We start from the raw sequence: 14,008 nt of genomic DNA, 5'->3' as shown, positions 1-14,008 counted from the left end.
GGGGTTACAGGGTCCCCTCGAACAGGCGAGCGCCGTCGGAGCCGGCACCGGAGGTGCCCGAGGCGTCGTAGGTCGCGGCGGTCGTCACGGTGCCGGCGAGGGTCTCCTCGGTGGCCTGGGCGGCGGTGCGCAGGAAGCGGTCGTTCTCGTCGCGCAGGGCGCCGATCTGCGTGGTCAGCTCGACCATCGCGGTCAGGTGCGCGGCGAGGATCTCGCCCCACGGGCCGTTCGGCGCTGCGGCGACGACGTCGCGCAGGGGTGCATCGGCGGGGACGCCCCACTCCTCGGCGACCTCGGCACTCGACGCGGCGCGCTCGAGTCCGGTGCTGCGGAGTCGTTCGAGGACCTGCTCGACCTCGCGGCTGGCGTGCGACACCCAACGGGAACGGCCCGCGGTGAGCAGGAGCTGCTCCTCCTCGAGCTTGAAGGTGAGCAGCTCGAGCAGTTCGCGTTCGCGCCAGAGCACGGCGGACAGGTCGTTCACGCTCATCAGCTCCTCCCGTGTGGTGTGGTTCGTCGGGGCGGACCCCGGTCCGCCATCATGCGGACACCAGGATCTATCGACTGGGCGGCGGTGGACGTAAGCGCCCGGGGGACGCGACTGCGTGCGACGGACACTCGCCGCGCCTCCAGAACGGACGAACGTCACCCAATGTGGGGACGGGAACGGGCGTTCTACGCGCTGGGTCCCCCCAAATGCCGACCGGGAAACACCGCGAATGCCCCCGCACTGGGGACGGATGAACCCCTGTTCAGGACATTGCCAGCCGATACATTCAGAACGCACCACGAGGGCGACCTCGAACCGCCTCACAGGGGCGCGGGGTGCACCGCTCGGAGGGAACCGGGCGGGTCTTCGGCGTACGCACCGGCCATCCGAGGCCCGCGTCCGTCGTGCCCAGGGACGGGTGAGTCGAGACAGTCACGTCAGGTCGATCAGGGGATCAGCATGGACCGCACCGCACGCAACGCGATGATCGTGGAGCACCTCCCGCTCGTGGGCTACATCGTCGCCGACGTCCGCTCCCGTGCCACGCACCTGGACCGCGACGACCTCGCCGCCGTCGGCTCCCTCGCGCTCGTCGCCGCTGCCGACGCGTTCGACCCCACCCTTGGCGTCCCCTTCGGCGCCTACGCCCGGACCCGGATCGCCGGAGCCCTCGCCGACGACATGCGCTCGGCCGACTGGGCGTCTCGTGGCACCCGGAAGCGGATCCGCGAGACCCTCGCCACGCAGGAGGCCCTTTCCGCCCGCCTCGGCCGGAGCGTCGGCGTGCAGGAGATCGCGGATGCGATGGGCGTCGACCGCCAGACCGCCTCGGATGCCATGAGCGACGCGGCCCGCATCGTCGCGCCCCTCGACGAGACCGTGCACGACCTCGTCGCCGCCGACCTGCCGTTGCCCGGCGACGACCTGCTCGAGACCGAGAAGCGCCGCTACCTGCGCGCAGCCGTCGAGGCACTGCCCGAGCGGATGCGCTTCGTCGTCGAGGCCGTCTACTTCGGGGACCGCTCGGTGACCGACGTCGCCGCGGAACTCGGCATCACGCACTCCGCCGTCTCGCAGCAGCGCTCCGAGGCGATGCGCCTGCTCCGCGACGGACTGGCCGCCCACTACGGCGACGGCGGTGCCGCCGCCGAACCCGCCTCGCGCACCACCGCGGCCCGCCGGAGCGCCTACCTCGCACGCGTCGCGTCGAACGCCGCCGCCGGCGTCGCACGTGCCGTCCACGACGCGACCGCACCGGTCGCCGTGGCGGCGAGCTGAACCGTCGACGGGTATTTCCGTCGATTCCCTAACGACTCCCGGCACCCGGTCGAGAGTCATCCACGTCAGCCCACGGACGGGCTGTAGTACGACCCAGCATTCACGGAGGAAACCACCATGGGTATGTCCATCAACACCAACCTCTCGGCACTCAACACGTACCGGAACCTCAACTCGACGCAGAACGACCTGTCGAAGTCCCTCGAGAAGCTCTCGTCGGGTCTCCGCATCAACCGTGCTGCCGACGACGCGGCCGGTCTGTCGATCTCCGAGGGGCTGAAGTCCCAGGTCGGTGGCCTCACGGTCGCCGCCCGCAACGCGCAGGACGGCATCTCCGTCGTGCAGACCGCTGAAGGTGGCCTCACCGAGACCCACTCGATCCTCCAGCGCATGCGCGACCTGGCCGTCCAGGCCGGTAACGACTCGAACAACGAGGACTCGCGCAAGGCGATCACCACCGAGGTCGGCGAGCTCACCAAGGAGCTCACCCGCATCTCGCAGTCGACCAACTTCAACGGCATCAACCTGCTCGACGGCTCCGCCGGCACCGCAGGCGTCCTGAAGTTCCAGGTCGGCGCCAACGGCGACGCGGCGAGCCAGATCGACGTCGACCTGTCGAAGTCCAACGTGGAGTCCGTGTCGACCGCTGTCGGCGCCCTCACCTTCGACAGCGCGACGAACGCTCAGGCCGCCATCACCGCGATCGACGAGCAGATCAAGTACGTGTCCTCGGCACGTTCGAGCATCGGTGCTGTCCAGAACCGCTTCGACCACGCCATCAACGTGACGAACGTGGCCAAGGAGAACCTCACCGCTGCCGGTTCGCGCATCACCGACGTCGACATGGCCGAGGAGATGGTCAAGTACACGCGCGACAACATCCTCAGCCAGGCCGGCACGTCGATGCTCGCGCAGGCGAACCAGAGCACGCAGGGCGTGCTCTCGCTCCTGCGCTAGCACCCACGACGCCGCCTTCCGGGATCGTTCAGGCTTCCCGGGAGGCGGCGTCGCCCTCCTGACCATCCCCACGACGCCAGGGAGTGTCGACGATGTCATCGTCCGTGTCCTCGAGCACCAGCCTCGCGATCGACGGGCTCGTCAGCGGGCTCAAGACGACCGACCTCATCAACTCGTTGATGAGCGTCGAGGGCGTGCCGCAGACCCTGCTCAAGAACAAGCTCACGAGCACCAACTCGTTCATCTCGTCGCTGCAGACGATCAACGGGTTGGTGCAGGCCCTCGCGACCAAGGCGAAGGACGCCGCGAAGGCGACCTCGCTCGACCTGTTCACGGCCACGAGCTCGTCGTCGGGCGTCACCGCCGTCACCGGCTCGAACGCGAGCGCCGGGTCACTGACGTTCAGCGTCGGCTCGACCGCGTCCGCCCAGGTCGGGGTCACCGCCGCGATGTCCACGTGGTCGGCCGCTGCCGAACCGATCACCCTGGTGGGCGCCGACGGCACGAAGACCACCGTCACGCCGTCGTCGGGCTCCCTCGACGACACGGTGTCGGCGATCAACAAGTCCGGGGCCGGCGTCACCGCCACGAAGGTCGCCGCGGGTGCGGCCGCCGACGGCACCAAGCTCTACCGGTTGCAGCTGACGTCCGCCAAGACCGGGGCTGCTGGTGGTTTCGAGGTGTACCGCGGGACCGCCGACCAGGTGACCGCGGGTACCGCGACGAACGTGCTGACCGAGGTCGGCGCCGCGGTCGTCGCCCAGGCGAAGGACGCCAGCGTCACGCTGTGGGCCGGCACCGCCGCCGAGCAGACGATCACGAGCGCGACGAACACGTTCACCGACCTGGTCCCCGGGCTCAGCGTCACCGTGTCCAAGGCGTCGACGGATCCGGTCACGGTCGGCGTCGCACAGGACACCACGAAGGCCCAGTCCGTCGCGTCCGGACTCGTCGACGCGATGAACGCGGTCTCGGCCTACTACAAGACGAACACCGCGGTGACGAGCAGCACGAGTGCCACCAGCGGGTCGACGACCACGACCGCCGGGGTCCTGATGGGCGACGGCACCACGCGCGACGCCGTGCAGCGCCTGGGCAGCACCATGTCGGCGCCCGTCGGCGGGAAGTCGCCGTCGTCGATCGGCATCTCGATCACCAAGGACGGCAGCTTCACCTTCGACGCCGAGGTCTTCCAGAAGGCCCTCACCACCGACCCCGAGGGCACGCAGGCGATGCTGTCCGGCGTCGCCGCGAACGTGGGTGCCGCCGCCACCGCCGCGTCCGACAAGTACGACGGGTCCATCACCACGACGATCACCGGCCAGCAGGCGGTCGCCAAGGACCTCAACACCCAGATCGACAGCTGGACCGACCGACTCACGATGCGCCGCGCATCGCTCCAGACGCTGTACTCGTCGCTCGAGACCAGCCTCAGCAAGCTCCAGTCCCAGTCCAGCTGGCTCGCCAGCCAGCTCGCGGCGACGACGAGCTGACGGGATCACCATGACCTTCGACTTCCAGGCCGCCGCCTTCCGCCAGGCCGCGCAGCCCCGCACCGTGACCGACCAGCGTCGCGCCCAGTACACGAACGAGGCCGTCCTGTCGGCCACCCCGGCGCAGCTCGTCACGATGCTCTACGACCGCTTGCTGCTCGACCTGCACCGCGCCGAGGCCGCACAGACCAGCGCCGACTGGGACGCCGCCCGCGAGCAGCTGCTGCACGCGCAGGCGATCGTCGGCGAGCTGTCGTCCACGCTGCGGATCGACGTCTGGGACGGGGGCGAGGGCCTGCTCGCCGTCTACAACTACGCGTCGACGTCCCTCATCACCGCGAACGTGCACCGTGATGTCCAGGCGACGCGCGACTGCATCCGGATCCTCGAACCCCTGCGGCAGTCGTGGCACGACGCTGCCGCGTCGCTGCCGGCGACGCCGACCCGCCAGCAGTCGACGGGCGGAGCCCTCGGTGTCGCGTGAACCGGCACCGTCGCGTGAAACGACACCGTCGCCCGAGCAGGTCGACCACCGCCTCGCCTGGGAGGCCCTCCTCGACTCCCTGGAGCACGACGCCGCCCGACAGGCGGCCGACCCCACGGCCGTGGTGGGGTGGTCGGAGCCGGCCGGGCTGGGTCCGGTGCCGCGTGAGTTGGTGGGGCGTGCCTCCCGGCTGCTCGCTGCGCAGCGCGACCGCATCGCGGAACTGGAGTCGGACCGACGGGCGACGCTCGAGCACCTCGGTGCGCTGCGCGCCGTCGACGCGACCCGCGAGCCTCGTGGCGCGGTGTACCTCGACGCGTCCGCCTGACCCGTCGCGCGCTCGACCCGGAACGACATGCTCGACGTCGTCCGACATCGATGGTGTCGCTTGCCCGCGCGTGCAACACCGGGCGGGCGCAAGGTGCGACGGGGTGGTCGTCGTACGACATCGATGCTGTCGTTGCCCAGCGAGCGCAACCGTTCCCAGCGTGAACGGACGGCGCTGGCACCGTGCGACGAGGTGGTCTTCGTACGACATCGAGGATGTCGTCCGACCCCGGACGCAACTGTCTGCGCGTGCAAGGTGCGTCATCGTCGACGTCGTACGACGACGAGAGCGTCGTCGACCCGCGTGCGCAACTCGACGCGTGCGCAAGGTGCGACGCGCTCGATGTCGTACGACAACGGGGATGTCGTTCCACATCGGACGCCGTGGCGCCACCCCCGTTCGGGGCGAGGGCTAACGCGGCCGGGGACGGGCACCGATAGCGCCACACGAGCACGGATCGCTCACCAGTTCGGCCACGGATCGGCCACCACCGCACGGCGACGCCCCACGGGCGACGCCTGACGAGGGGACCACCGTGTTCGATTCCGTGACGAGCGTCGCGCTGCAGAGCGCACTCGACGGCCTGTCGATGCGCCAGAAGGTGATCGCGAACAACATCGCGAACATCAACACGCCGGACTACCACGCCGAGAAGGTCCAGTTCGAGGACGCCCTGGCGAAGTCGATCACCGACGGCAGCGGGAACACCGCGCCGACGGTCGCCCGCAGCCTCGAGCCGACGAACACGAACGGCAACAACGTCAACCTCGACGAGGAGACGCTCTCCAACGTCGACACCGTGCTCCGGTACCAGTTCGCCACGCAGGCGATGAACTCCGAGCTCACGAGCGTCCGTGCGGCGATGCGGACGAACTCGTGACGACCTTCGACGCGATCGGCATCGCGAGCACCGGCATGACCGTGCACCGGAAGTGGCTCGACGCCGTCGCCGACAACATGGCGAACGCGAACACCGTGAAGTCGATGGACGACACCGCGTTCCAGGCCCGCTACGTCGAGGTCCAGGAGGGCAACGGCGTGTCCGGCGCCTACGTCAAGGGCGCCGCGTTCGGCAGCGCCGCCGGCCGCGTGACCTACGACCCGGACAACCCGCTCGCGAACGACGAGGGCTACGTCCGCATGCCGGACATCGACCTCGGCACGCAGATGGCGGACCTCATCATGGCCCAGCGCGGCTACCAGGCGAACGCCGCCGTGGTCGACCGCGCCAAGACCGCCTACGAGGCGGCACTGCAGATCGGGAAGAACTGATGCCCATCGACGCCGTCAACGGTGTGACCACCAACGCGATGACGAACGCACTGACCAGTGTGTCCGGCACCTCCAGCGACGTCACCGGCGCTACGGGTGCGACCAGCACCGACGGCAGCGGGTTCGCCGCCAGCCTCGGGAACGCCGTCGACGGGCTGCAGGCGCTGCAGAGCGACTCGAAGACCCTCGCGCTCAAGGCCGTCACCGGCAACCTCGACGACATCCACGACGCGACCATCGCCGCCACCCGCGCGCAGGTCACGCTCGAGCTCGTCTCCGCCGTCCGCAACAAGGGCGTCGACGCGTTCAACGAGATCATGAGGATGCAGGCCTGATGCCCGTCGCCGTCAAGAACGTCTTCGCGCGCCTGTCCGCGTACGTGAAGGGCTTCTCCGCCGCCCAGCGCACCATCGCGATCCTGGTGATCGCCGCGCTCGTGCTCGGGGGGATCGCCCTGGCGTCGTGGCTCGGCAAGGCGTCCTACGCGCCGCTCTTCACCGGGCTGGCCGCCGCCGACGCGAGCTCCATCACCGACCAGCTGCAGACCGACGGTGTGCCGTACCAGCTCACCGACGGTGGCGCGACGATCCTGGTGCCGCAGGCGCAGGTGTACTCGGAGCGTCTCAAGGCTGCGTCGAACGGGCTGCCGTCGTCGAACGAGGGCGGCTACTCGCTGCTCGACCAGATGGGCGTGACGAGCTCGGAGTTCCAGCAGGACGTCACCTACAAGCGGGCGATGGAGGGCGAGCTCGCCAAGACCATCGGTGCGATGGACGGCGTGCAGACCGCGACCGTGCAGCTCGCGATCCCGGAGAAGTCCGTGTTCGTGTCCGAGGAGAAGGACCCGACGGCGTCGGTGTTCATCGCCACCGACAACGGGACCCAGCTGAGCACCGACCAGGTGCAGGCGATCGTGCACCTGACCAGCGCCTCGGTCGAGGGCATGCAGACCACCGACGTCTCGGTCGTCGACGCCAAGGGGCAGACGCTGTCCGCCGTCGGGACCGGTGCGACCGGCAGCGGTGCCGACCAGGCCGCCGACTACGACGCCGCGACGAGCAAGAAGATCCAGGACCTGCTCGACACCACCCTCGGCGCCGGCAACGCGACCGTCGTGGTCTCCGGCACGATGAACCAGGAGTCCGGCACCCGCACGTCGGAGAGCTACACGTCACCGACCTCCGGTCCGGTCGCGCTCAACGAGTCGAGCACCACCGAACAGTACGGCTCCGGCGCCGCGGGCGCGTCGAGCGGTGCGACCGGGGTCCTCGGCCCGGACAACATCGCGGTGCCGAACGGCACCGCCACGAGCGGCACCGGTGACGACGGCTACACCAACGAGTCGGCGACCAAGAACAACGCCGTCGACCACACCACCGAGACCACGCAGATCCCGTCGGGGTCCCTCGACCGGCAGACCATCTCGGTCGCGCTGAACTCGAAGGCCGACGCCGTGCAGAACGCGAACCTGCAGAGCATCAACGACCTGGTGTCGGCCGCCGCCGGTGTCGACCAGGACCGCGGTGACCAGGTGAAGGTCGCGATGATGGACTTCGACACCAGTGGTGCCGACCAGGCCGCGAAGGCCCTCGAGGCGCAGCAGAAGGCCGACCAGCAGGAAGCCCTGTGGTCGTCGATCCGCACCGCCGGCATCGTCATCGGCATCCTGCTCGCGCTCATCGCCGTCATGTTCGTCATCGCCCGGCGCAGCCGGAAGCAGGAACGCGAGGCCGTCGACCTCGGCGAACTCGACGCCTTCGCCGGCGAGACGTTCCAGCTGCCCCTCGCGATGGACGGCGCCGCCGACCGCGCGACCCTCGGTGCCGGTGACGCCCCCACCGCCGTGCTGTCGACGATGCCCGCCGGTGACCCGCCGACCGAGGTGCTGACGACCGACGAGATCACGGCCGAGCGCCGCCGTCAGGACATCTCCGCGCTGGCCGAACGCGACCCGAAGCGCACGGCCGAACTCCTGCGCGGGCTCCTCGACGACCGGGCACCGGTGTGAGCGCCCTGATGCCGAGCGGCAGCAACGGCAACGGCCCGGGCACCGGCAAGGGTTCGAGCGACCGAGCGCTGACCGGCGCCCAGAAGGTCGCGCTCATCCTCATGCAGATGGACACCGACCGCGCGGCCGAGGTGATGAAGCAGTTCACCGAGATGGAGGCCGAGGAGATCTCGGCCGAGATCGTCCGGATGCGCCGCGTCGAGGACACCGTCGTCGACCAGACCATGTCGGAGTTCCACCGGATCACGATGAGCGGCCGACTGCAGAAGCGCGGCGGCAAGGAGACCGCGCTCGGGCTGCTCGAGGCGTCCTTCGGCGCCGAGCGCGCCGCCGGCGTGATGGACCGGCTCGCCTCGAACCTCGCCGGCCAGTCCTTCGACTTCCTCGACGACGCCGAGCCCGGGCAGGTCATCACCCTGCTCGAGGGCGAGCTGCCGCAGACCATCGCCCTCGTCCTCGCACACCTCAAGCCCGGTCAGGCGAGCGCCGTCCTCGCCGGTGTCGACGAGCGCGTCCGCACCGACGTCGCGCAGGCGTTCGCCACGATGGGCAGCGCGACCCCCGAGGCCGTCGGGATCGTCGCGGGTGTCCTGCGGCAGCGCGCCGGCGCCGTCGTGTCGCCGCGCGAGAGCGTCGAGGTCGTCGGCGGCATCGCGCCCCTGGTCGACATCATCAACCGCTCCGACGTCGCCACCGAGAAGGCCGTGCTCGACGGGCTCGAGGCCCGCGACCCGGAACTCGCCGAGGACATCCGCTCGCGCATGCTCACCTTCGAGGACATCGTGAAGCTCGAGTCGCGCGACATCCAGCAGGTGCTGCGCGGCATCGACTCGAAGCTCCTCGCGACCGCCATGAAGGGTGCGGCCGGACCCGTCGTCGAGACGATCCGCGCGAACGTGTCCGAGCGCAACCGCTCGCTGCTCGACGACGAACTGCAGGCCATGGGCCCGGTCCGCGTCTCGCAGGTCGAGGAAGCACGCGCCGAGGTCGTCCGTTCCGTGCGCGAGCTCGAGGCGCAGGGCGTCATCACCGTGCACCGAGCCGAGGAGGACGAGCTCGTTGACTGACACCACGACCGCCGGCACCGTGCAGCGCATCGCCTTCCCCGCGATCGGCACCGCCGCCGCGACCGACCGTGCGTCGGGCGCCGACGTCCGCGGCCACGCCGCCGGCTACACCGCGGGTCTCCGCGCCGCGCAGGCCGAGACGGACGCCCTGCGCGCCCGCCTGCAGGCCGAGCACGCCGCGCTGACCGCGTCGCTGCGCGCGGACACCGTCCGCCGCATCGCCGTCCTCGACGCCGCGACGAACGCGATGCTGTCCACGGTCGCGCCCGTCCTGAGTGACGCCGAGGCGTCCGTCGCCAGCGCGGCCACGGACCTGGCCGAGGCGATCGTCGGGTACGAGATCCGTGCCTCCCGTCCGGCGGTCGGTACCGATGACGGACGGGAGGGGCGGATCACGTCCGGCGCCGAGACCACCGTCCGGCGGGCGCTCGCGTCCATCGACCGCAGCGTCCCGGTGGCCGTCCGGCTCAGCCCGGCGGACGCCGCCCGCGTCGCCGACGTCGACCTGCCGGTGCCCGTGGTCGCGGACCCCGCGCTGCGGGACGGCGACGCCGTCGTCGACCTGCCGGACGGCATCCTCGACGCCCGGATCGCCACCGCACTCGACCGTGCCCGCACTGCACTGGGTGTCGAGCTGCAGGGGGTGTCCGCGTGACCGCCACGCTGCTCCGCCCCCGCGGGCTCGACGACGCCGTGCGGCAGGCCGCACCCCAGCGGGTCGGCGTCGTCACGAGCGCCGTCGGCCTCGGGCTGACGATCGCCGGGCTCGACGCCCACGTCGGCGAGGTCGTCACGGTCGGACCGGAGAACGGCGTGCAGACGGCCGTCGAGGTCGTCGCGACCGACGCCACCGGCGTGCGCTGCATGCCGCTCGGCCGCCTCACCGGTGTGACCGCCGGCACCCCCGCACGCCCCACGGGCCGGCCGGTGCTCGTGCCGACGGGTGCCGGGCTGTTCGGCCGTGTGCTCGACGGGCTCGGCCGGCCGATCGACGACCGCGGACCGCTCGTCGGTGCCGGTGGCGAGCCCGTCGACTGGGTGCCGCTCGACCACGCGACCCCGAACGCGATGGCACGCACCCGCATCGACACCCCGATGCAGCTCGGCGTGCGGGTGCTCGACACCCTCACCACGGTCGGCCGTGGCCAGCGCATGGGGCTCTTCGCGGGCTCCGGTGTCGGCAAGTCCTCGCTGCTGTCGATGATCGCCCGGGGGAGCGACGCCGCCGTCAACGTGATCGCACTCGTGGGGGAGCGTGGCCGCGAGGTGCGCGAGTTCCTCGAGGACGACCTCGGTGCCGAGGGCCTCGCCCGCTCGATCGTCGTCGTGTCGACCTCGGACGAGCCCGCCCTCATGCGTCTGCGCGCCGCGTTCGTGGCCACCCGAATTGCGGAGTCGTTCCGCGACGCCGGCCAGGACGTCGTGCTCATGATGGACTCGCTCACCCGCGTCGCGATGGCGCAGCGTGAGATCGGGCTCTCGGTGGGGGAGCCGCCGGCCACCCGGGGCTACCCGCCGTCGACGTTCTCGGTGCTCGCCGGGCTGCTCGAGCGTGCCGGGACGGACCGTGTCGGCAGCATCACCGGCATGTACACCGTGCTGGTCGACGGCGACGACCACAACGAGCCGATCGCCGACGCCGCCCGCAGCATCCTGGACGGTCACGTCGTGCTCGACCGGAAGCTCGCGATCACCGGGCACTTCCCGTCGGTGGACGCCCTCGGCTCGGTGTCCCGTGTGGCCTCGAAGGTGACGGACCCCGCGCAGCGCGGTGCCGCGACGACCCTCCGCAAGGTGATGGCAGCGCGTGCCGCCGCCCAGGACCTGCTCGACGTCGGCGCGTACCAGCGCGGCTCGAACCCGCTCGTCGACGCCGCCGTCGACCACCAGGGCTCGATCGACGCGTTCCTGCGCCAGGGGATGGACGAGCGGGCGACCGCCGACGCGTCCTGGCAGCGACTCGGTGGTCTCGTGCAGCAGCTGGGGGTGTCGTGAAGGCCCGCCGCTTCCCGCTCGCGGGGCTCCTGCGCCTGCGGCACACCGAACAGGACCGCGCCGCAGCCTCGCTCGCCACCGCGAACGAGCGCGTGCGCGACGCCGCCGACGCCAGGATCGCCGCGCGCCGCAGCCTCGCCGACGCCGAGGGCGCGCAGCCGATCGAGGACGCCGCGACCCTGAGCGCCGTCGCCGCTGCGCGTGCCGCGACCCGCGGGATGCTCGAGGAGCTCGACGCCGTGGTCCGGACCCGCCGCGCGGACGCCGACCGGGCACAGGAGGAGTACACCGCCGCACGCCGTGCCGCGGTCGGCCTGGAGAAGCTCGAGGGCAAGCACGCCGCCGAGCAGGCCGCCGAGGAACTCCGCACCGAACAGAACGCCCTCGACGAGATCGCGGCACGACGCCGCACGGAAGGTGGTGCCCGATGAGTGTCGAAGCGGTGCTCTCCCGGATCTCCGAGATCCGCTCCCAGATCGACACCCTGCGCAGTGGCTCGGCCGCGGCGACGAGTTCGTCGTCGTCCGCCGCGTCGACCAGCGCGTCGTCGAGCGCCTTCGCCGACGCCCTGGCCACGGCGACCGGGAACACCGGCACCGGGACCGCGACCGCTGCTGCCGCCGCTGCGGCGACCACCAGCAGCGCGCCCGCCACGTCCGTCGACGCCGGCGCGGGCACGCTCGCGACCGGCAGCGGCGCCACCGGGTCCGACGTCGTCGCGGACGCGAAGAAGTACCTCGGCGTGCCCTACGTGTTCGGCGGCACCACGACCGCCGGCATGGACTGCTCAGGCTTGGTGCAGACGGTGTTCAAGGACCTCGGCGTGACCATGCCGCGGGTCGTGCCGGACCAGGCGAAGATGGGCGTCGAGGTCGGCTCCCTGAAGGACGCACAGCCCGGCGACCTGATCATCCCGAAGGGCGAGGGCCACGTCGTCATCTACGTCGGCGACGGCAAGGTGCTGCACGCGCCGCGCCCCGGCAAGGACGTCCGCATCGTCGACAACTGGTACTCGGACGCCGACATCGCCACCATCCGCCGCATCGTGCCGGCGCAGGCGTCCGCTACCCCGGCGACGACCGCGACCACCGCCGCGAGCAGCGCCACCGACCTGCAGACCGCCGCGCTGCTGTCCATGATGCAGACCGGGAGCGCCGCATGAGCCTGACCATCGCCACCCAGCCCGCGCCCGCTCCGACGAGCAGCGCCGCGCCCGCCCGCGCCACGTCCGACGCTGGCGGTGCCGGTTCGTTCGACGCCGCCCTGTCCGCGGCCGCCGCGACCGATCGTCGCGCCGGTGAGCGTGCACCGGCGCGCCGGGACGACTCCCGCGCAGCCGACGACACCGGGCCGACCACGCCGCCGAGCGCTGCCACGACCGCCACCGGGACGGACGTGGCGGCTGCCGCTGACGGCGCGGCCGCTGCTGCCGGGGAGGGGCAGGCGTCCACGCCCACGCTCCCACTCGCCGGGACGGTGCCCGCCCCGGTCGCTCCGATCGTGGTGACGACCCCTGCCGAGACGGTCACACCGGTGACGGCGACCGCGTCCGAGCCGACGGCGCGGGACCTCACCGCGACGACGGCGGCCCCGGCGCCGGCGCCGGAGACGACCACGCCGACGACGACTGCTGCCGTCTCCGCCGCCGCCACTGGGTCTTCCGCTGCCACGGGGGCCGCGGTCCCGCTGCCGGCCACCACGGCGCCGCCGGCCAGCACCACGGCGTCCGTCGCATCCGCCACTGCACAGGCACCGGGTACGACCGCCGCAGTCCCCGCGGACGGCCCCGCACCGTCACCGGCGTCCGCCCCGAGGCCAGGCACCCCGTCCGGCGGGACGACCGGCACCGGCACCGTCGGAGTCACGAGCACGAGCAGCGCGCCCACTGCCACTGCCGCTGCAGCCGGAGCAGCAGCGACGCTCCAGCCGACCGGCCCGACCACCCAGCCCACCCAGCCCACCGACGGCTCCGCCCCCGCGACCCCGGCCGTCGTCACGGTGGCAGCGGCGACCGCCGCGCGGGGTGGGCTGACCGGCCACGGGACGGACCAGCAGGGATCGACGGCGGGTGATCCGGGCCTCCCGGCGGTCACCACCACGCGCGGCGGCGAGACGCCCTTCGTCCTGCCCACCACGCCGACCGCCGCGCCCGCCCCCGTCGCTGCCGCCGCGCCGGTCACGTCCCAGACGGCCACGCCCGCGCCCCTCGGGCAGCAGCTCGCGCGCCCGGTGTTCTCGCTCGCGCAGGCCGGCCCCGGGGAACACGTCGTCACGGTACAGGTCGTGCCGGACAGCCTCGGACCGGTCACGGTCCGCGCGCACGTGACGGCGCACGGCATGCACGTCGAGCTGTTCGCGGCGTCCGAAGCGGGACGCGACGCGGTCCGCCAGGTGCTGCCGGACCTGCGGCGCGACGCCGCCGGCACCGGGCTGAGCACCACGCTCGACCTGTCGTCGCAGAACCACCCGGGCACGTCGGCGGGTCGCGACCAGCGACCGGCCGACGGCCGCCTGCGTGCCGACACCGGCCTGGAGGCACGGCGCACCTCCGCCGCGCAGCCAGCCTCCGCAGCCACAACGTCCACCTCCACCATCCGCTCCGCGGGACTCGACGTCCTCGCCTGACCGGCTCACGA

The 14,008-nt window shown here is 71.9% G+C and carries 16 protein-coding genes; 15 read left to right on the top strand and 1 reads right to left on the bottom strand.

The window, feature by feature from the left end:
- Positions 1 to 4: 4 nt before the first annotated feature.
- A complete protein-coding gene (locus tag EDF23_RS02680) occupies positions 5 to 490 on the bottom strand; it encodes a flagellar protein FlgN (protein ID WP_131920282.1) in 486 nt (161 codons plus the stop codon).
- A gap of 459 nt (positions 491 to 949) precedes the next feature.
- Between EDF23_RS02680 and EDF23_RS02675 the strand changes: the two genes are divergently transcribed.
- From EDF23_RS02675 to EDF23_RS02605, 15 genes are all read left to right on the top strand, one after another.
- Positions 950 to 1,768 carry a sigma-70 family RNA polymerase sigma factor gene (locus EDF23_RS02675; RefSeq protein WP_123938152.1) on the top strand — a complete coding sequence of 273 codons (819 nt, stop codon included), beginning with the start codon at positions 950 to 952 and terminating at the stop codon, positions 1,766 to 1,768.
- A 117-nt stretch (positions 1,769 to 1,885) separates the two neighbouring features.
- On the top strand, positions 1,886 to 2,725 hold the full coding sequence (locus tag EDF23_RS02670) for a flagellin (RefSeq protein WP_181437623.1): 840 nt from the start codon (positions 1,886 to 1,888) through the stop codon (positions 2,723 to 2,725).
- Positions 2,726 to 2,829: 104 nt separating this feature from the next.
- Positions 2,830 to 4,218 carry a flagellar filament capping protein FliD gene (fliD, locus tag EDF23_RS02665; RefSeq protein WP_243648786.1) on the top strand — a complete coding sequence of 463 codons (1,389 nt, stop codon included), beginning with the start codon at positions 2,830 to 2,832 and terminating at the stop codon, positions 4,216 to 4,218.
- A 10-nt stretch (positions 4,219 to 4,228) separates the two neighbouring features.
- Positions 4,229 to 4,702 carry a flagellar export chaperone FliS gene (locus EDF23_RS02660; protein WP_131879945.1) on the top strand — a complete coding sequence of 158 codons (474 nt, stop codon included), beginning with the start codon at positions 4,229 to 4,231 and terminating at the stop codon, positions 4,700 to 4,702.
- A complete protein-coding gene (locus tag EDF23_RS02655) occupies positions 4,692 to 5,030 on the top strand; it encodes a hypothetical protein (protein WP_131920278.1) in 339 nt (112 codons plus the stop codon). The genes EDF23_RS02660 and EDF23_RS02655 overlap by 11 nt, the downstream gene beginning before the upstream one ends.
- A 535-nt stretch (positions 5,031 to 5,565) precedes the next feature.
- Entirely contained in the window at positions 5,566 to 5,910 is a 345-nt protein-coding gene (locus EDF23_RS02650; protein ID WP_123938149.1) for a flagellar basal body protein, read from the top strand.
- Entirely contained in the window at positions 5,907 to 6,302 is a 396-nt protein-coding gene (locus EDF23_RS02645; protein ID WP_235035933.1) for a flagellar basal body rod C-terminal domain-containing protein, read from the top strand. The genes EDF23_RS02650 and EDF23_RS02645 overlap by 4 nt, the downstream gene beginning before the upstream one ends.
- Positions 6,302 to 6,637 carry a flagellar hook-basal body complex protein FliE gene (fliE, locus tag EDF23_RS02640; RefSeq protein ID WP_131879949.1) on the top strand — a complete coding sequence of 112 codons (336 nt, stop codon included), beginning with the start codon at positions 6,302 to 6,304 and terminating at the stop codon, positions 6,635 to 6,637. The genes EDF23_RS02645 and fliE overlap by 1 nt, the downstream gene beginning before the upstream one ends.
- Positions 6,637 to 8,310 (top strand): flagellar basal-body MS-ring/collar protein FliF, encoded by a 1,674-nt coding sequence (gene fliF, locus EDF23_RS02635; RefSeq protein ID WP_131879951.1) that lies wholly within the window; start codon positions 6,637 to 6,639, stop codon positions 8,308 to 8,310. The genes fliE and fliF overlap by 1 nt, the downstream gene beginning before the upstream one ends.
- An 8-nt stretch (positions 8,311 to 8,318) precedes the next feature.
- The gene (gene fliG, locus EDF23_RS02630) at positions 8,319 to 9,377 is read left to right on the top strand and encodes a flagellar motor switch protein FliG (RefSeq protein WP_131920276.1); all 1,059 of its coding nucleotides are present in this window, start codon (positions 8,319 to 8,321) and stop codon (positions 9,375 to 9,377) included.
- Positions 9,370 to 10,032 (top strand): hypothetical protein, encoded by a 663-nt coding sequence (locus EDF23_RS02625; protein WP_131920274.1) that lies wholly within the window; start codon positions 9,370 to 9,372, stop codon positions 10,030 to 10,032. Before fliG ends, EDF23_RS02625 begins: the two co-directional genes overlap by 8 nt.
- On the top strand, positions 10,029 to 11,372 hold the full coding sequence (locus EDF23_RS02620; RefSeq protein WP_131920272.1) for a FliI/YscN family ATPase: 1,344 nt from the start codon (positions 10,029 to 10,031) through the stop codon (positions 11,370 to 11,372). Before EDF23_RS02625 ends, EDF23_RS02620 begins: the two co-directional genes overlap by 4 nt.
- Positions 11,369 to 11,803 carry a flagellar FliJ family protein gene (locus tag EDF23_RS02615; protein ID WP_131920270.1) on the top strand — a complete coding sequence of 145 codons (435 nt, stop codon included), beginning with the start codon at positions 11,369 to 11,371 and terminating at the stop codon, positions 11,801 to 11,803. Before EDF23_RS02620 ends, EDF23_RS02615 begins: the two co-directional genes overlap by 4 nt.
- A complete protein-coding gene (locus EDF23_RS02610; RefSeq protein ID WP_131920268.1) occupies positions 11,800 to 12,534 on the top strand; it encodes a C40 family peptidase in 735 nt (244 codons plus the stop codon). Before EDF23_RS02615 ends, EDF23_RS02610 begins: the two co-directional genes overlap by 4 nt.
- Positions 12,531 to 13,997 carry a flagellar hook-length control protein FliK gene (locus EDF23_RS02605; RefSeq protein ID WP_131920267.1) on the top strand — a complete coding sequence of 489 codons (1,467 nt, stop codon included), beginning with the start codon at positions 12,531 to 12,533 and terminating at the stop codon, positions 13,995 to 13,997. The genes EDF23_RS02610 and EDF23_RS02605 overlap by 4 nt, the downstream gene beginning before the upstream one ends.
- The last annotated feature ends 11 nt before the right edge of the window (positions 13,998 to 14,008 follow it).

This window comes from Curtobacterium sp. PhB128, from assembly GCF_004340725.1.
Lineage (GTDB): Bacteria > Actinomycetota > Actinomycetes > Actinomycetales > Microbacteriaceae > Curtobacterium.
Note: the sequence above shows the minus strand (reverse complement) of the source record. Positions and strands in the feature narration are given on the sequence as shown.

What these genes read in the sequence shown, in the direction of transcription:
- EDF23_RS02680 (WP_131920282.1), bottom strand. Translation starts at nt 490, where the DNA reads ATGAGCGTGAACGACCTGTCCGCCGTGCTCTGGCGCGAACGCGAACTG.
- EDF23_RS02675 (WP_123938152.1), top strand. Translation starts at nt 950, where the DNA reads ATGGACCGCACCGCACGCAACGCGATGATCGTGGAGCACCTCCCGCTC.
- EDF23_RS02670 (WP_181437623.1), top strand. Translation starts at nt 1,886, where the DNA reads ATGGGTATGTCCATCAACACCAACCTCTCGGCACTCAACACGTACCGG.
- EDF23_RS02660 (WP_131879945.1), top strand. Translation starts at nt 4,229, where the DNA reads ATGACCTTCGACTTCCAGGCCGCCGCCTTCCGCCAGGCCGCGCAGCCC.
- fliE (WP_131879949.1), top strand. Translation starts at nt 6,302, where the DNA reads ATGCCCATCGACGCCGTCAACGGTGTGACCACCAACGCGATGACGAAC.
- fliF (WP_131879951.1), top strand. Translation starts at nt 6,637, where the DNA reads ATGCCCGTCGCCGTCAAGAACGTCTTCGCGCGCCTGTCCGCGTACGTG.
- fliG (WP_131920276.1), top strand. Translation starts at nt 8,319, where the DNA reads ATGCCGAGCGGCAGCAACGGCAACGGCCCGGGCACCGGCAAGGGTTCG.
- EDF23_RS02610 (WP_131920268.1), top strand. Translation starts at nt 11,800, where the DNA reads ATGAGTGTCGAAGCGGTGCTCTCCCGGATCTCCGAGATCCGCTCCCAG.
- EDF23_RS02605 (WP_131920267.1), top strand. Translation starts at nt 12,531, where the DNA reads ATGAGCCTGACCATCGCCACCCAGCCCGCGCCCGCTCCGACGAGCAGC.